Here is a 16,188-nt window from a genome sequence, read left to right as displayed (position 1 = left end):
TCCCGTCCGTGGCCCCCTGATCCGCCGTCCCCCCGGTCGTCGTCCCGCCGGTGGTGCCCCCGTCGATCCCGCCCGTCGTCCCGCCGACCGTGCTCGTACCGGTGCCGCCGCTGGTGATCGCGCCGGTGGTCGCGCCCATCACCGTGAAGCCGCCGTGGCCGCCATGGCCGCCGTGCCCGCCATGGCCCTTGCCGTTGTCGCCACCGTTGTCCCCGGTGCCGTCGCCGTTGGGCGGCTGCTGCGACTTGTTCGGGTCCGGCACATTGAGCGGGACGGTGGTGAAGTTCGCCACGGGCGTGCCCTCGAGGGCGCCGCTCATCGCGTCCTTCCAGATCGGCGCGGGTCCGTCGGCACCCTGCACCTTGTCGTAGCTGCGCGGGCCGATGGTGATGTCGATCATCTGCCGCTTGTGTGCCGGGTCGCCCATCCACACGGCCGAGGCGAGGTTCGGCGTGTAACCGGCGAACCAGGCGGCGTAGCGGTTGTCGGTGGTACCGGTCTTACCGGCCGTCTCCCGGCCGGGGAGGTTGGCCGCGGTACCAGTACCGTCGTCGACGACACCCTTGAGCATGGTGTTGAGGGTGTCCGCGGTCTGCTGCGACATCGCCTGCGAGCAGAGCGACTTGGGCACCGTCAGGTGCTTGCCCTGGGCGTTGGTCACCGAGTTGATCACGATCGGCGTGCAGTAGACGCCGCGGTTGGCGAAGGCCGCGTAGGCGGCGGACACGGTCAGCGGCGACACCTCGTTGGTGCCCAGGGTGAGCGAGGCGCCCTGCACCATCGGCTTGCCGTCGGCCCGGGTCACGCCGAGCTTGTCGGCCATCTTCACGATCGGGCAGAGGCCGATGTCGGCTTCGAGCGCCACGAAGTAGGTGTTGATGGACTGCTTCAGCGCGTCCGGCATCGAGTACGGGCCGATTTCCGACGGCATCTCGTTCTGCGTGGTCTTGTCGCTGTGCAGGACCGAGCCGTTGCAGGTGGTCACGTCGGGGTACTGGATCTTGTTCGGCGCGGGGTAGGACTGCGAGGGCTTGTAGCCCGCCTCCAGGGCGGCCGCCGCGGTGATCGGCTTGAACGTCGAACCGTTCTGGAAGCCCAGCCCGCCGTCCATGTCCTCGTTGACCGAGTAGTTGATCTGGGTCTCGTTCTTGCCGAGGCCGTACTGCTTGCTCTGGCCCATCGCGACGACCTTGCCGGTGCCGGGCTGCACCATGGTCATCGCCGCGGCGATGGCGTCGCTCTTGTAGACGTGGTTGCTGATCCCGTCGAGCAGCGACTTCTGCGCCTTCGGGTCGAGCGTGGTGGTGATGGTCAGACCGCCGGTGTTCCAGACCTTGGCGCGGTCCTCCTTCGTCTTGCCGAAGGCGGCGTTCTGCAGGAAGGTCTCGCGGACGTAGTCGCAGAAGAAGCCGGCGCCGTTGACGGCGGTGATGCAGCCGTTCTTCGGGGTGCTGACCTTGAGGCCGAGCGGGGCCTTCTGCGCGGCGGCGGCCTGGGCCGGGGTGATGTCCTTGAGCTGGGCCATCCGCGCCAGCACGATGTTGCGCCGCTTGGTCGCGGAGTTCGGGGCGCTGATCGGGTCGTACCCGGTCGGGGACTGGACCAGCCCGGCGAGCGTCGCGGCCTGCGGGAGGGTGAGGTCCTTGGCGTGGGTGCTGAAGTAGCGCTTGGAGGCCGCCTCGATGCCGTACGCCTGCTCGCCGAAGAAGGTGATGTTGAGGTAGTTCTCCAGGATCTTCTTCTTGCCGAGTTCCTTCTCGACCTGGATCGCGTACTTCATTTCCTTGATCTTGCGGCCCACGGTCTGCTGAGTGGCCTCGGCGACCTTGCCCGGGTCGTCGCCGGCCTCCTCCACGAAGACGTTCTTCACGTACTGCTGGGTGAGCGTGGAGGCGCCCTGGGTGCCGCTGTCCGAGGCGTTGTGGCTCAGGGCGCGCAGGATGCCCTTGAGGTCGATCGCACCGTGCTCGTAGTACCGCGAGTCCTCGATGTCGACCAGCGCGTTGAGGATGTTGGGGCTCATCCGGGTGATCGGCACCACGGTGCGGTCACGCGAGTAGACGGTGGCGATGAGGCCGCCGTCCGCGTCGAGGATCTTGGACGCCTGACTCAGGGGTGGCTGCTTCAACTCTCCTGGCAGGTCGTCGAAGCCTTTGACGGTGCCCTTGGCGGACAGCCCGAGTGCACCGGCGGCGGGCAGCGCGATTCCCGCGAGCACCACGCCGGCCAGCACGCTGACACCGAGGAACTTGGCGACCTGCTGGGCCGTCGACAATCCCCCACCGGAACGCTTGTGAGCCATGCACAGCAGCCTAAACCGTCATCCTGGCAGTTCCCGAGGGTCAGGTCGCTTTCTGGGGGGACGCGTACGAGACCGTGACATTACGAGGCCGTGACGTTCGTGACGGAAGCGGGTCGCGGCGGACCCCGGGAGTGGGGGCGTACGCCGGCGCGCGGCGTGGCGGACGCGGCTCGGGACCTCTCACGCGACGGACGGGGTACGGGCGTTGCGATTTCCCGGACGCGCGGTGGGGTGGTCGCCTACTCTGTAGCAGGCGGGGCACGAAGGCATCGTGACCCCTTACCTCCTTTGTCACTCTTGTGAGTGATGAGAACTGCCCGAAATTCGGTATATGCCTGGGGACTTGGCGCCCTCGGGTGAGCGGAGAGTCTGGCTTCTCCCGATATATCCGATTTCGTCGCGGCTCACTCCGTTGGGTGATCTGCCGCGCACGCATAGTCCATTCGGGCCATGCAAGATTGGGCCTGAAAGGGCTGTTGCGTCGCGCCTACCTTCCGTAACGTCCTCAACTGGCAACGGTGAATATGCCGTTTGCCGCCGTGGGGGAGCCTCGATTCGGGAGAGGACGGCGCCAGCATGAGCGGCTGGGTAACCGACTGGAGCACGCAGGCTGCGTGCAAGACGACTGATCCGGACGAGCTGTTCGTCCAGGGTGCGGCCCAGAACCGGGCGAAGGCGGTGTGCACCGGCTGCCCGGTGCGGACCGAGTGCCTGGCGGACGCGCTCGACAACCGGGTCGAGTTCGGTGTGTGGGGGGGGATGACCGAGCGTGAACGCCGCGCTCTGCTGCGCCGCCGTCCGACCGTGACGTCCTGGCGCCGGCTGTTGGAGACCGCTCGTACCGAGTACGAGCGCAGCACCGGCCTGCTGCCGATCGGCGACGAGACGGACGAGGACTACGCCGCGGCCGGCTGACCGGCGACGAGACGGACGAGGACTACGCGACGGCTACGCCGCGGCCGGCTGATCGCCGCCGAGACGCAGGCCGATCGCCCGCAGCCCCCCCAGGTCGTGCACGTCGCCGGGCAGCGCCGTGACTTCGACCACAGGGACTTCGGGGTGCACCGACACGAAGCGGTCGCGCGTGCGCCGCTCGCGGGCGACCACCTGCATCCGCTCGGCGTGCAGGCGCAGCAGCCCGGCGGCGAGGAGCTCCGTACGGTCCTGGGGGTCTGCCTCGGCACGGTCCCGGGTGCTGTCCGCGGCACCCTTCCCGGCGCCTTCCGCGGCGCTGTCGAGACCATCGAAGTCAGCCTTCCCGGCGGGGAGATCGACAATGCCGCCGTCGGCAAGATTTTCCGCGACCGCGTCCTCCAGTGCCTCGGCGGCGGCCAACGCCCGCTCCGCGGTGAGCTGGTCGGCACCACTGCCGTGCACGCGGTTGAGCACCAGCCCGGCCAGTGGCATGTCCTCGGCGGCCAGCCGGTCCACGAAGTAGGCCGCCTCGCGCAGCGCGTCCCGCTCGGGGGCGGCGACCACCAGGAACGCGGTGCCGGGCGCCTGGAGCAGCCGGTACGTGGCGTCGGCGCGGGTACGGAACCCGCCGAACATGGTGTCCATGGCGGCGACGAAGGTCTGCACGTCGCGCAGCAGCCCGGCGCCCATCACCTTGCTCAGGGTGCCGGTCATCATCGACATGCCCATGTTGAGGAACTTCACCCCGGCCCGGCCACCGACCTTCGCCGGCGCCATCAGCAGCTTGATGAAGCGGCCGTCGAGGAACGAGCCGAGCCGCTTGGGGGCGTCGAGGAAGTCCAGCGCGCTACGGCTCGGCGGGGTGTCGACGATGATCAGGTCCCAGGCGTCCTGGGCCCGTAGCTGGCCCAGCTTCTCCATCGCCATGTACTCCTGGGTGCCGGCGAATCCGGCCGACAGCGACTGGTAGAAGGGGTTCTCCAGGATCGCCCGGGCCCGCTCGGGGTCGGAGTGCTGCACCACGACCTCGTCGAACGTCCGTTTCATGTCCAGCATCATCGCGTGCAGCGAGCCGCCGGCCGACCGATCGATTCCAGCCACCTCGCGCGGGGTGTTGTCGAGTTCGCTCAGGCCCATCGACTGCGCCAGACGGCGCGCGGGGTCGATGGTGAGTACCACCGCGGTGCGCCCGCGCTCGGCGGCGCGCACGCCCAGTGCGGCGGCGGTGGTGGTCTTGCCGACACCGCCGGAACCGCAGCACACGATGATGCGGGCCTTGGGGTCGTCGAGCAGCGGATCGATCTCCAGCGGGGGGCTTTCCAGGCTCATCCGTGCGACCTCAGAACTCGGGCTCGTTGTACGCGGTGTCGGCGTCGTCTCTTCGGGCGGGCGCCGTCAGTCATCGTCCACGTTCGCGGCGTCGGCGGTGGCGGTGGCGCCGGCGTCGGCGGTGGCGTCGTCCAGGGCTTCGGCGTCGTCCGGCAGGTCACCGTCGTCCGGCGTGACAGGGGCGTGGGCGTCCTCGCGGGCGGGCGCCACCGCCTGATGGCGCAGGCTCTCGGCGAGCCGGTAGAGCCCGCCGAGGTCCACTCCGTCGCCGAGCAGCTCCAACTCCCGCACCGGCAGCCCGAGTCCGGCGATCTCCGCGCGCTGCTCCCGCTCCAGCACCACCCGCTGGGCGTGCTCGTGGGCCTGGGCGAAGAGTGGCTCGACGAGGCGCTCCGCGACGCCGCCACGGCGCGCGCCGCCGAGCCCGGCCTGGGACAGCGCCTTGGCGACGGCGGCCCTGCGCTTGCCGTTGCCCGCGCCGCTCCCGCCCGTACCGTTCCCGCCGCCCCTACCGTTCGTGCCGCTCTCGGTGCCGGCCACCTCCGCCAGTTCGGCGTCCGCCAGCAGCACCGGCCGCACCATGTTGACGATCACCGCGCCCACCGGCAGCCCCGCCGAGCGCAGTTCCGCCACGCCGTCCATCGTCTCCTGGACCGGCATCTCCTCCAGGAGCGTCACCAGGTGGATCGCGGTCTGCGGGGACTTCAGCACCCTCATCACGGCCTGTGCCTGGTTGTGTATCGGGCCGACCCTGGCCAGGCCCGCGACCTCGTCGTTGACGTTGAGGAAGCGGGTGATCCGGCCGGTCGGCGGGGCGTCGAGCACCACCGAGTCGTACACAGGCCAGCCCGCCTTGTCCTTGCGGCGCACCGCCTCGCACACCTTTCCGGTGAGCAGCACGTCGCGCAGGCCGGGGGCGACGGTGGTGGCGAAGTCGATCGCGCCGAGCTTCCTCAGCGCCCGGCCGGCCCGGCCGAGCTTGTAGAACATGTCGAGGTAGTCGAGCATCGCCAGTTCGGCGTCGATGGCCAGGGCGTGCACCTCGCCGCCGCCCGAAGCGGAAGCGATCCTGCGCTCCTCGTACGGCAGTGCCTCGGTCTCGAAGACCTGGGCGACACCCTGCCGCTCCTCGACCTCGCACAGCAGCACCCGGCGGCCCTCGGCCGCGAGGGCGAGCGCCAGTGCGGCGGCGACCGTGGTCTTGCCCGTGCCGCCCTTGCCCGTCACGACGTGGAGTCTGACGGCTGATGACTGTTGAGGGCTCACCCTTGCGAGCCTAACCATTCGGCGGCCCGGTCACCCCTTCGGCCACCGGTTCGCCGTGCGGAGCCGCCGCACGGGCCGGGCCGGGCGAGGCACTAAAGTCGCGGTATGGCGAAGAAGTGGGAGTACGCGACCGTACCGCTGCTGGTGCACGCGACGAAGCAGATCCTGGACAACTGGGGCGAGGACGGCTGGGACCTGGTCCAGGTCGTCCCGGGCCCGAACACCGAGCAACTGGTTGCCTACATGAAGCGGGAGAAGGAGTGAGCGGCGGCGTCGCGTCACGGCTCGCCGAACTGGGGCTGACCCTGCCCGACGTGGTGCCGCCGCTGGCCGCGTACCAGCCCGCGGTCCGCTCGGGCGCGTACGTCTTCACCTCGGGGCAGTTGCCGATGATCGAGGGGAAGCTGCCGGCGACCGGCAAGGTCGGCGCCGAGGTGAGCCCGGAGCGGGCCAAGGAACTCGCCGCGACCTGCGCGCTGAACGCCCTCGCGGCGGTCCGCTCGGTCGTCGGCGACCTGGACCGGATCGCCCGCGTGGTCAAGGTGGTCGGCTTCGTCGCCTCCGCGCCGGACTTCACCGGCCAGCCCTCGGTGGTCAACGGCGCCAGCGAACTGCTCGGCGCGGTGCTGGGCGACAAGGGCGTGCACGCGCGCAGCGCGGTCGGTGTCGCGGTGCTGCCGCTGGACGCGCCGGTCGAGGTCGAGATCCAGGTCGAACTGGCCGACTGAGCCCCGCCGGGCCGCCGCCGTGGCGGTGACCCGGCAGCGCTCGGACGGCGACGGGAGGACGGCGCGGTGGGTGAGGGTACGGACGAGGGTGCCGGGCGTACGGACATGGGCGCGCGCCCAGGCGCGGGCGACGGCCGGGCCGGGTGGGGGGCCGTACCGACGCGGCCGGAGCTGATCCTGCACCTCACCGAGCGCGCCCTGTGGGACGAGGCCCGCGCGGTGGGCAGCTACGAACTGTCCACCCGCGACCGCACCCTCGGCGACGTCGGCTTCATCCACTGCTCGCTGCGCCACCAGCTCCCGGCGGTCGCCGCGCTGCTCTACGGCGCCGAGCCGGCCCGTACCGACCTGGTCGTCCTGGTGATCGAGGTGGCCCGGCTCGACGTGCCGGTCCGCTACGAGCCACCCGTACCGGGCGGCGAGGAGTTCCCGCACATCTACGGTCCGCTGGCGGTCACCGCGGTGGTCGCGGTGGAGCCGTGGCCGGGGCCGTAGCGCGTTCGTCCACAGCCGTTCGGGTGACCCTCGAACAAATCGCCGCGGGCACGTAGGCTCCGGCCATGAGCAGCATGAACGGTGGCCCCTTCACCGCGGGCTGGGCCGACCGCGTTCGCGCCCTGGCCCGCGGCGAACTGGTCCCGGTCGACGCGCGGCCGGCCGCGACGGTACTGCTGCTGCGCGATCCAGAGACGGGCAGTGCGTCCGCCGGCGAGGCGGGCGGTGTGTCCGCGGGGGAGGGCGGCGGTCCCGCCGTCCACATGCTGCGCCGTCGCGCGTCCATGGCCTTCGCCGCGGGCGCGTACGCGTACCCCGGTGGCGGGGTCGATCCGCGGGACGAGCGGCCGGTGCGCTGGGCCGGGCCGCCGCTGGAGTGGTGGGCGCGGACGCTCGGCGTGCCCGTCGGCCAGGCGCAGGCGGTGGTCTGCGCGGCGGTCCGCGAGACCTTCGAGGAGGCCGGGGTGCTGCTGGCCGGGCCCGACGACGCGAGCGTGGTCGCCGACACCACCGGGGCGGAATGGGAGGCCGACCGCGCCGCCCTGGTCGCCCACGACCTCGCCTTCGCCGACTTCCTGGCCGCCCGCGACCTGGTGCTGCGCTCGGACCTGCTCGCCCCGTGGGCGCGCTGGATCACCCCCGAGTTCGAGTCGCGCCGCTACGACACCTGGTTCTTCCTGGCCCTCCTGCCACCGGGCCAACGCACCCGCGACGTCTCCGGCGAGGCCGACCACACCGTCTGGCTGCGCCCGGCCGAGGCGGTCGACGGCCACGCCCGCGGCGAGATGGCGATGCTCCCGCCCACCCTCGCCACCCTCCGCTCGCTGCTGCCGTACGGTCACGCCGCCGACGCGCTGGCCGCCGCGGCGGACCGGGACCTGACCCCGGTGATCGCGCAGGCGTCCCTGGACGACGAGGGCCGGGTCATGCTGACCTGGCCGGGCCACGACGAGTTCAGCCGGGAGCAGCCGTGACGGCCGCCCAGCCGCCGGGCCGCCCGCAGTCCGTCGTCGGCGGCCCCGCCACCGCCCGCTCGCTGTGCGTCCTGGCACCCAACCCGTCGCCGATGACGCTCGACGGCACCAACACCTGGATCGTCGCCGAGCCAGACTCCCCGCTGGCAGTCGTCATCGACCCGGGCCCGCAGGACGAGGAACACCTGGCCCGGGTGATCGCCACCGCCGAGCAGCACGGCCGGCGGGTCGCGCTGACCCTGCTCACCCACGGCCACCCGGACCACGCGGAGGGCGCGGCCCGCTTCGCCGAGATGACCCGCGCCCCGGTCCGCGCCCTCGACCCGGCGCTGCGGCTCGGTGACGAGGGCCTGGCCGCGGGCGACATCGTGACCACCGGCGGCCTGGAACTCCGGGTGATCGCCACCCCCGGCCACACCGCCGACTCGCTCTCCTTCCACCTGCCCGCCGACCGGGCGGTGCTCACCGGCGACACCGTGCTGGGGCGCGGCACCACCGTGGTCGCCCACCCCGACGGCCGCCTCGGCGACTACCTGGACTCCCTGCGCCGGCTCCAGTCCCTCACCGTGGACGGCGAGGTGGACACGGTGCTGCCCGGCCACGGACCGGTGCTCGACGACGCGCGCGGCGCCGTCGAGTTCTACCTCGCACACCGCGCGCACCGCCTGGCCCAGGTCGAGACCGCCGTCGAGTCCGGCCTGCGCACCGTCTCCGACGTGGTCGCCCACGTCTACGCCGACGTCGACCGCGCGCTCTGGCCCGCCGCCGAACTGTCGGTCCGCGCCCAACTCGACTACCTGCGTGAACACGGACTCATCGAACTGCCATGACACTTCAGCCCGCACCCTCCTCCGCGCCCTCGCCGTCGTCCCCGACCGCCACGGCCGCCGATCCCGCCACCGATCCCGCGACCGCCCTGTTCGCGCCCTGGTCGCCGTCCTTCGTCAAGGACCCCTACCCGGCCTACGCGGCCCTGCGCGCGGCCGGCCGCGCACACCGTTTCGAGCCCACCGACCAGTGGCTCGTCGCGCACTACGACGACGTCAGCGCCCTGCTGCGGGACCGCCGGCTCGGCCGCACCTACCTGCACCGCTTCAGCCACGAGGAGTTCGGCCGCCAGCCGCCGCCGCCCGAGCACGAGCCGTTCACCACCCTCAACGGCAACGGGATACTGGATCTCGAAGCCCCGGTGCACACCCGCATCCGCCGCCTGGTCGCCAAGGCGTTCACCCCGCGGATGGTGGACGACCTCGCGCCGACCGTGCACCGGCTCGCCGCCGAGCTGATCGCCGCCCTGCGCGGGGACGGCGGCGGCGACCTGCTCGCCCGCGTCGCCGAGCCGCTGCCGGTCGCGGTCATCGCCGAGATGCTGGGGGTGCCGCCCGCCGACCGCGGACTGCTGCGCCCCTGGTCCGCGGCGATCACCGGCATGTTCGAGCTGAACCCGACCGCGGAGACCGCCCAGCTCGCGGTGCGGGCCAGCGAGGAGTTCTCCGACTACCTGCGCGGCCTGATCGCCACCCGCCGCCGCGCCCCCGGCGACGACCTGATCAGCGCCCTGATCGCCGCGCACGACGACGGTGACGTGCTCAGCGAGCAGGAGATGATCTCCACCTGCGTGCTGCTCCTCAACGCCGGCCACGAGGCCACCGTCAACACCACCACCCTCGGCTGGCTCCAGCTCTTCCGTCACCCGGACCAGCTCCGCCTGCTCGCCGACGCCACCACGGCCACCGCGGGTACCACCGGCACCGCCGGTACCGCCGCCGGCGAGGAACTGCTGCGCGGCGCCGTCGAGGAGATGCTGCGGTACGACACCCCGCTCCAGCTCTTCGAACGCTGGGTGCTGGACGACATCGAGCTCGGTGGCAGCACCATCCCGCGCGGCTCCGAGGTGGCCTTGCTGTTCGGCTCCGCCAACCGCGACCCGGCCCGCTTCCCCGATCCCGACCGCTTCGACATCACCCGGCCCGCGGCCGGCAACAAGCACCTCACCTTCGGCGCCGGCATCCACTTCTGTCTGGGCGCGCCACTGGCCCGGCTCGAACTCACCGCGTCCTTCGGCACCTTCCTGCGCGACGCCCCCGGCATGCGGCTGGTCGAGGAGCCCGCCTGGCGCCCTGGCTACGTGATCCGCGGCCCGGAGCAGCTGCTCGTCACCTGGTGAGGCGGGGCCCGCCCGGGCGGGGGCGGGCCGGGAGACCGTACGAAGGCCCCGGCCCTCCGCCCCGTCTACCGCGGCACCGTCAGCCGCCAGGCCGACGACTCCACCGTCCACGTACGGGACCGCACCGGCCCGGTGATCGCCGAGTCGGCCCGGTAGCGGAAGTCGCGGCCGGAGACCGTGATGGTGCGCGCCCGGGCACGCACCTGCGCGGAGCCCGGGGTGCGGCGGACGAAGATCTCGGCGAGCCCGGTGGGCGCGGGCCGCACAGACACTTCGTGCACCGGCTCGTCCAGATCGGCGAGCAGCACTCCGTCGGCCTCGACCCGCAGCCGCTGGCGGCGCGGCGGCGGATTGCCGTTGACCGGGATCGGCGAGGTGAGCGTGCGCACCAGGGAACGGGCGGTCTTCTCCACCGGTGTCCACCAGCGCGCGGTGGTGTGTGCGACCGGTATGCCGCACGGCAGGCTGAGCGTGCCGAGCACGATGCCGCCGCTCTCGTCGACCAGCAGATCCAGCTCGCGCTCCACGCCGTCGAGCACAGCGCGGGCCGCGGCCGGCACCTGCACCGGCACCCCCAGCGCGTGCACCAGCGTGGAGCGCGGCCCGATCGGCACCACCGACAGTGGTGAGTCGTGCAGGGTGCGTTCTCGCCGCAGCACGTTGACCGTGCGCAGCAGGGCAGCGTCGTCGCCCAGCACCACCAGATGGCGCCGGCCGCGATGGGCGAGTGCCCGCTCGGCCTCCTCGGCGGACTCGGGGAACGCCATCTTCACGGAGGCCGCGCCCGCACACAGCACATCCTTGGCGATCCGGACGGATTCGCCGTCGGTGGCGCGTGCGGCGGGGTCGATGACCACGAGCAGGGGATGCCCGGCCGGGACGTGAGCCGACACCTTGGTCCTTCCTCAGGTAAAGTCTTGGTGCAAGAGCCCCTTGCGCCTTTGCGTCAGGGGCTTCGTCTATTCCGGGGCAGGTTCGACGGCTCTCTGCACGTTGGACATGCCCCGCCCGGAAGGGGTGTACGCCTGTGCCCGCACTTGTGCTGCTCGGTGCTCAGTGGGGTGACGAGGGCAAGGGGAAGGCCACCGACCTGCTCGGTGGCTCCGTGGACTATGTGGTGCGCTACCAGGGCGGTAACAACGCCGGTCACACGGTCGTCGTCGGCGACCAGAAGTACGCACTGCATCTGCTCCCCTCGGGAATCCTGTCACCGGGCTGCGTCCCGGTGATCGGCAACGGTGTCGTCGTCGACCCGAACGTCCTGCTCTCCGAGCTGAGCGGACTGAACGAGCGCGGTGTCGACACGTCCAAACTGCTGATCAGCGGCAACGCCCATCTGATCACGCCCTACCACCAGACCATCGACAAGGTGACCGAGCGCTTCCTGGGCAACCGGAAGATCGGCACCACGGGTCGTGGCATCGGCCCGGCCTACGCGGACAAGATCAACCGGGTCGGCATCCGTGTGCAGGACCTCTTCGACGAATCGATCCTTCAGCAGAAGGTCGAGGCCGCGCTCCAGGACAAGAACCAGATCCTGGTCAAGATCTTCAACCGGCGTGCCATCACCACCGAACAGGTCGTCGAGGAATACCTCGGCTACGCGGCGCAGATCAAGGACTTCGTCGCCGACACCACCCTGGTGCTGAACGACGCACTGGACGCCGGCAAGGTCGTGCTCATGGAAGGCGGGCAGGGCACGCTCCTTGACGTCGATCACGGCACTTACCCCTTCGTCACCTCGTCGAACCCGACGTCCGGCGGCGCCTGCACCGGCAGCGGTGTCGGCCCCACCAAGATCACCCGGGTGATCGGTATCCTCAAGGCGTACACAACGCGTGTGGGCTCCGGACCGTTCCCCACCGAGCTGCTGGACGAAGACGGCGACAAGCTGCGCACCATCGGCCGCGAGTTCGGCGTCACCACCGGGCGCAACCGCCGCTGCGGCTGGTTCGACGCGGTGATCGCCCGTTACGCCACCAGGGTGAATGGCCTTACCGACTTCTTCCTCACCAAGCTGGACATCCTCACCGGCTGGGAGCGCATCCCGGTCTGTGTGGCCTACGAGGTCGACGGCCGCCGGGTGGACGAACTCCCCTACAGCCAGAGTGACTTCCACCACGCCAAGCCGATCTACGAGTACCTGCCCGGCTGGTCGGAGGACATCACCGGCGCCAAGTCCCTCGCCGACCTGCCGAAGAACGCGCGGGACTACGTGAAGGCACTGGAGGAGATGTCCGGCGCGCCGATCTCGGCGATCGGGGTCGGCCCCGGCCGGGACGAGACGATCGAGATCAACTCCTTCCTCTGAGACGCGCCTTCGAGCCCGCGCCGCGCGCTGTGCGCACGGGTAAGCCCCGCCCACCCTGGTGAGCGGGGCTTACGACCTGGTGCACGATAGGCGGCGGGCTCGCGACGTCCTGCGACTCCGTCTGCGGCGTTGCCGAAGTGTCCTCAGGAAACCACCCTGAGGACACTTCGGCGCCTTGCATCCGAAGCCCCATGACGCCGCTCGCTGATCCACCGCCTGTCGTGCACCAGGTCGTTACCCACACGCTCGACGCGTCAGCCGGTGACCTTGGTGTACGTCAGCGGCGCCTTGCCGTCGTCCAGGTCGCTTCGTTGCAGGTGGGTGGAGTCGATCAGGCTCAGCATGCTGGCGTCGCCCGGGGTGCAGGAGGACGCGGGCTCGCCGCTGACCACCTTCGACGGGCTCAACTCCACCGGCGGCCCCTGCACGGTCACCCGCATGTCCCAGGAGCAGGAGTACGACGCGCTGGCGCCCGACAGCTCCACGTCGCCGTTCTCGTGCACGGTCAGCGTGCGCGTGTTGTCGCCGTTGTCGTCGCTGGTGAACGAGGTCCGCCAGGTGCCCACCATGTCCTGCAGCCCGCCGCCGCCCATCGGCATCGGCCGCTGGGTCGATGTGCCGGTGGCGGTGGGGTCGCGGGTCGGGGAGTGCGCGCCGGTCGTCGAGGGGCCCGGCCCCGGGCCCGCTTGGTCGTCCGTGCCGTCGTGCATCGCGACATACGCGGTGACCCCGCCTGCCACGAGCACAAGGGCTACCCCTGCCGCCACGATCGGGCCGAGCCGCCGCCGCGGCGCAGGCGGTGTGGAGAGCGCGGAGGGTACGGAGGGCGCGACTTCCGTCTGCCGAGGTGGAGGCGGGGGCGTCGGTTCCGAGGCGGACGGCACTTCCGCGGTCGCAGGCGCGCCCACGGTCCCCGACGTCTCCGACTGCTCCGGCCGCGCCGCGCCGACGTGCGGATCGGCCGTTGGCACTTCCGCCGCTGGCACTTCCGCGGCTGCGGGCGCTCCCATGGCTGCGGGAGTATCCACGGTCCCCGGTGTCCCCGACTGCTCCGGCCGCGCCGCGCCGGCGCGCGGGTCGGCCGCCGGCACTTCCGCGACTGCGGGAGTATCCGACGCCCCCGACGCCCCCGACGCCCCAGACCGCTCCGGCCACGACGCGCCGGCGCGCGGGTCGGCCGCCGGCTCCTCCGCGGCGACGGCGGCCGCGAACCCGGCCGCCCGCTCGTCACCTCCGGCGCCGGACCGTGGCTTGGCCGGGGTCAGCACGACGGTTTCCGTGGTCTGCGCGGGGACCTTGGCCGGTGCGTCCGCCTCCGCCTCCGCCTGCGCTTCCGCCTCCGTCTCTGTCTCGGCCTCCAACTCCAGCAGCTGCATCGCGTGCCGGCCCAGCCGCGCCACGATCGCCCCGGGCAGCCACGGCTCCGCGTTCCGGTCCGCGTCGCCGTGGTCCTCGCCCGCGCCGTCGGCGCCCTGGGTGCCGTCCTCGCCGAGCAGTTCCCGTACCTCCGTGAGCGACGGCCGCGCCCCCGGGTCCTTGGTCAGGCAGGCGGCCACCAGGTCACGCAACCCTTCCGGTACGGCGTCCAGGTCCGGCGGTTCCTGCACGATACGGAACATCTGCGCGTGCACCCCGCTGGCCGCGGCGCCGAACGGCTGGAGTCCGGTGGCGGCGTAGGCGAGCACCGAGCCGAGGCAGAAGATGTCGCACGCGGGGGTGACCCGGTCGCCCCTCACCTGTTCGGGTGACATGAACGCCGGCGACCCGACCATCGCCCCGGTACTGGTCAGTGACGCGTCGGCGACCGTCTCCAGGGCGCGGGCGATGCCGAAGTCGATCACGCGCGGGCCGTCGATCGTGATCATGACGTTCGACGGTTTGAGGTCGCGGTGCACCAGCCCGGCACCATGGATGTCGGCCAGGGCGTGGGCCAGCCCCGTCGCCAGGACGCGGACCGAGCGCTCCGGCAGCGGCCCGAACTCCTTGGCGACGACGTGCTGGAGCGAGGGCCCCGGCACGTATCCGGTGGCCACCCACGGGATGCCGGTCTCGGTGTCGGCGTCGAGCACCGGCGCCGTCCAGCGCCCGCCGACCCGCCGCGCGGCACGCACCTCGCGCCGGAATCGGGTGCGGAACTCCTCCTGCTCCGCCAGATGCGGCCGCACCAGCTTCACCGCGACCGTACGGCCCCGCTCCGATCTGGCCAGGTAGACCTGGCCCATACCGCCGGCGCCGAGCCTGCCCAGTAGCCGGTACGCACCGATCCAGCGCGGATCGTCGGCCTTCAGCTCGTCCATCGCCCGTCCTGCCCCCGCTCCCGCCACCCGGCAGCAGGGCGCCGCCGGTCGCAACGGCACAGCCATCACGGCGAAGAATAAGCATACGAACGCCGGTCGCCTATGGTGTGCGAGGGTGCGGCGGGCACCTGTGCATCGGGCTGTACGGCAAGGAGGCGGTATGCGGGACGGCGGCGGGCCGCAGGTGCGGCGCAGCAGCCTGCGCCAGCAGATCGCCGACGCCCTGCGCGACGAGATCCTCACCGGCCGGCTCCAGGCCGGGCGGCACTTCACCGTCAAGGAGATCGCCGAGACCTACGGGGTCTCCGCAACCCCGGTCCGCGAGGCCCTGGTCGACCTCGCCGCACAGGGCCTGCTGGAGGTCGAGCAGCACCGCGGCTTCCAGGTGCGGCAGTTCACCGCCGCCGACTTCCGCTCGCTCACCGAGGCCCGCACCTTCGTCGTGGACGCGGCCTTCCACTGGATGACCGAGTACGACGCCGCGGACCCGTCGCCCGACGCCATCGCGTCCGTACGGCGCCGCGCCGAGGCCGCCGCACGCGCCGCGCAGGCAGGCGTCCTTGACGTACTGATCGGCTGTGACCTGCGGTTCTGGCGCGAGTTGGCGGCCATGGGCGGCAACCCGCACCTGAGCGAGTTCCTGGACCGGGTGCGCGCCCAGGCGTGGATCTATGCGGTGCCGCACCTCCGATCGTTGACCGACCTCGCGGGCGTGTGCTGGTCCGGCCACGTCGCCCTGGCCGACGCCGTCGCCGACCGTGACACCGCCACCGCGCTCCACCTCACCCACGAGTACGGCGAGCACACCCTCGCGCTGGTCGAGAAGCTCGCCCTGGCACGCTCCTGACGTGACCGGTCCCCTCCCCTTACGCTGTACGCCCCCGACCGGATGGAGTTGCTTCGTGGCCTGCGACCTGTGGCTCGTGCCCCTCGTGGATGTGCTGTGCCACAGCCCGGAAAACCCGTTCTCCGAGGAACTCGCCCGCTACGACAAGGCGTTGGCGGAGGCGGGCCAGCCGCCCGTGCCCGTCTACGGCTACATGCCGGGGCTGTCCGGCGACGTGGCGCCCGTGGCCTGTTTCGACTACGACGCGCTGCACTTCCTGCGCCGCGCCTACCTGCTGGCCCTCCAGGGCCTCGAAGTCAGCCCGGTCGACGCGCTCGGCGGCGACTACGAGGAACTGCTGGAGATGTTCGAGACCACCGCGCAGTCCTCGCACCTGGTCTGGCACTACGACCACGCGGGCGCCTACGTCCCCCTCGACTTCCCGCATCCCGTCGTCAACGACGAACTCCTCGAAGGCGGCGGCCCGCTCGGCTCCAGCCACGGTCTGCTGCGCGAGCTCGACTTCGTCGCGCCCGCCATCGGGATCGACCCCGCGCGGCCCCCGGCCGCCCCCGAAC

Annotated in this window: 15 protein-coding genes; 10 read left to right on the top strand and 5 right to left on the bottom strand. The window is 71.8% G+C overall.

Features of this window, described 5'->3' with window-relative positions; translation table 11 throughout:
- The coding region (locus AC13HU_RS12595) for a transglycosylase domain-containing protein (protein ID WP_483041910.1) at positions 1–2,302 on the bottom strand (2,302 nt) is incomplete at its 3' end.
- A gap of 576 nt (positions 2,303–2,878) precedes the next feature.
- Here AC13HU_RS12595 and AC13HU_RS12590 point away from each other — a divergent pair.
- Entirely contained in the window at positions 2,879–3,217 is a 339-nt protein-coding gene (locus tag AC13HU_RS12590; protein WP_483041909.1) for a WhiB family transcriptional regulator, read from the top strand.
- A gap of 33 nt (positions 3,218–3,250) precedes the next feature.
- On the opposite strand, the gene bagB is transcribed toward AC13HU_RS12590, so the two are convergent.
- Both bagB and bagA read right to left on the bottom strand, forming a co-directional pair.
- Positions 3,251–4,546 carry an ATPase BagB gene (gene bagB, locus AC13HU_RS12585; RefSeq protein ID WP_483041908.1) on the bottom strand — a complete coding sequence of 432 codons (1,296 nt, stop codon included), beginning with the start codon at positions 4,544–4,546 and terminating at the stop codon, positions 3,251–3,253.
- Positions 4,547–4,612: 66 nt separating this feature from the next.
- A complete protein-coding gene (bagA, locus tag AC13HU_RS12580; protein ID WP_483041907.1) occupies positions 4,613–5,830 on the bottom strand; it encodes an ATPase BagA in 1,218 nt (405 codons plus the stop codon).
- 87 nt (positions 5,831–5,917) lie between these two features.
- On the opposite strand from bagA, the gene sp36 reads away from it, so the two are divergent.
- The 6 genes from sp36 (at position 5,918) to AC13HU_RS12550 (ending at position 10,176) form a co-directional block, all read left to right on the top strand.
- Positions 5,918–6,076, top strand: a complete 159-nt coding sequence (gene sp36 / locus AC13HU_RS12575) for a Sp36 family protein (protein WP_483041906.1) — start codon at positions 5,918–5,920, stop codon at positions 6,074–6,076.
- Positions 6,073–6,540 carry a RidA family protein gene (locus tag AC13HU_RS12570; RefSeq protein ID WP_483041905.1) on the top strand — a complete coding sequence of 156 codons (468 nt, stop codon included), beginning with the start codon at positions 6,073–6,075 and terminating at the stop codon, positions 6,538–6,540. Before sp36 ends, AC13HU_RS12570 begins: the two co-directional genes overlap by 4 nt.
- A gap of 66 nt (positions 6,541–6,606) precedes the next feature.
- The gene (locus AC13HU_RS12565; RefSeq protein ID WP_483041904.1) at positions 6,607–7,035 is read left to right on the top strand and encodes a DUF952 domain-containing protein; all 429 of its coding nucleotides are present in this window, start codon (positions 6,607–6,609) and stop codon (positions 7,033–7,035) included.
- A gap of 65 nt (positions 7,036–7,100) precedes the next feature.
- Complete coding sequence (locus AC13HU_RS12560; protein WP_483041903.1) at positions 7,101–8,009, top strand: NUDIX hydrolase; 909 nt, start codon at positions 7,101–7,103, stop codon at positions 8,007–8,009.
- Positions 8,006–8,839, top strand: a complete 834-nt coding sequence (locus AC13HU_RS12555; RefSeq protein ID WP_483041902.1) for an MBL fold metallo-hydrolase — start codon at positions 8,006–8,008, stop codon at positions 8,837–8,839. Before AC13HU_RS12560 ends, AC13HU_RS12555 begins: the two co-directional genes overlap by 4 nt.
- Positions 8,836–10,176 (top strand): cytochrome P450, encoded by a 1,341-nt coding sequence (locus AC13HU_RS12550; protein ID WP_483041901.1) that lies wholly within the window; start codon positions 8,836–8,838, stop codon positions 10,174–10,176. The genes AC13HU_RS12555 and AC13HU_RS12550 overlap by 4 nt, the downstream gene beginning before the upstream one ends.
- 65 nt (positions 10,177–10,241) lie before the next feature.
- Here the strand turns inward: AC13HU_RS12550 and AC13HU_RS12545 are convergent, their stop codons facing one another.
- Positions 10,242–11,069, bottom strand: a complete 828-nt coding sequence (locus tag AC13HU_RS12545) for a diacylglycerol kinase family protein (RefSeq protein WP_483041900.1) — start codon at positions 11,067–11,069, stop codon at positions 10,242–10,244.
- Positions 11,070–11,203: 134 nt separating this feature from the next.
- Between AC13HU_RS12545 and AC13HU_RS12540 the strand changes: the two genes are divergently transcribed.
- The gene (locus AC13HU_RS12540) at positions 11,204–12,487 is read left to right on the top strand and encodes an adenylosuccinate synthase (RefSeq protein ID WP_483041899.1); all 1,284 of its coding nucleotides are present in this window, start codon (positions 11,204–11,206) and stop codon (positions 12,485–12,487) included.
- Between the two features lie 254 nt (positions 12,488–12,741).
- On the opposite strand, the gene AC13HU_RS12535 is transcribed toward AC13HU_RS12540, so the two are convergent.
- On the bottom strand, positions 12,742–14,784 hold the full coding sequence (locus tag AC13HU_RS12535; RefSeq protein WP_483041898.1) for a serine/threonine-protein kinase: 2,043 nt from the start codon (positions 14,782–14,784) through the stop codon (positions 12,742–12,744).
- A 160-nt stretch (positions 14,785–14,944) separates the two neighbouring features.
- On the opposite strand from AC13HU_RS12535, the gene AC13HU_RS12530 reads away from it, so the two are divergent.
- Together AC13HU_RS12530 and AC13HU_RS12525 are read left to right on the top strand one after the other, a co-directional pair.
- Positions 14,945–15,631 carry a GntR family transcriptional regulator gene (locus tag AC13HU_RS12530; protein WP_483041897.1) on the top strand — a complete coding sequence of 229 codons (687 nt, stop codon included), beginning with the start codon at positions 14,945–14,947 and terminating at the stop codon, positions 15,629–15,631.
- A 55-nt stretch (positions 15,632–15,686) separates the two neighbouring features.
- Positions 15,687–16,188, top strand: a 502-nt coding sequence (locus AC13HU_RS12525) for a hypothetical protein (RefSeq protein ID WP_483041896.1), incomplete at its 3' end; no start/stop codon positions are given.

It is taken from the genome of Streptomyces sp. NH27 (assembly GCF_056859195.1).
The sequence above is the reverse complement of the archived record's forward strand: the minus strand, read 5'-3'. Positions and strand labels throughout refer to the sequence as shown.

Coding starts and splice junctions, on each gene's coding strand:
- sp36 (WP_483041906.1), top strand. CDS start 5,918: ATGGCGAAGAAGTGGGAGTACGCGACCGTACCGCTGCTGGTGCACGCG.
- bagB (WP_483041908.1), bottom strand. CDS start 4,546: ATGAGCCTGGAAAGCCCCCCGCTGGAGATCGATCCGCTGCTCGACGAC.
- AC13HU_RS12590 (WP_483041909.1), top strand. CDS start 2,879: ATGAGCGGCTGGGTAACCGACTGGAGCACGCAGGCTGCGTGCAAGACG.
- AC13HU_RS12550 (WP_483041901.1), top strand. CDS start 8,836: ATGACACTTCAGCCCGCACCCTCCTCCGCGCCCTCGCCGTCGTCCCCG.
- AC13HU_RS12535 (WP_483041898.1), bottom strand. CDS start 14,784: ATGGACGAGCTGAAGGCCGACGATCCGCGCTGGATCGGTGCGTACCGG.
- AC13HU_RS12560 (WP_483041903.1), top strand. CDS start 7,101: ATGAGCAGCATGAACGGTGGCCCCTTCACCGCGGGCTGGGCCGACCGC.
- AC13HU_RS12530 (WP_483041897.1), top strand. CDS start 14,945: ATGCGGGACGGCGGCGGGCCGCAGGTGCGGCGCAGCAGCCTGCGCCAG.
- bagA (WP_483041907.1), bottom strand. CDS start 5,830: ATGGTTAGGCTCGCAAGGGTGAGCCCTCAACAGTCATCAGCCGTCAGA.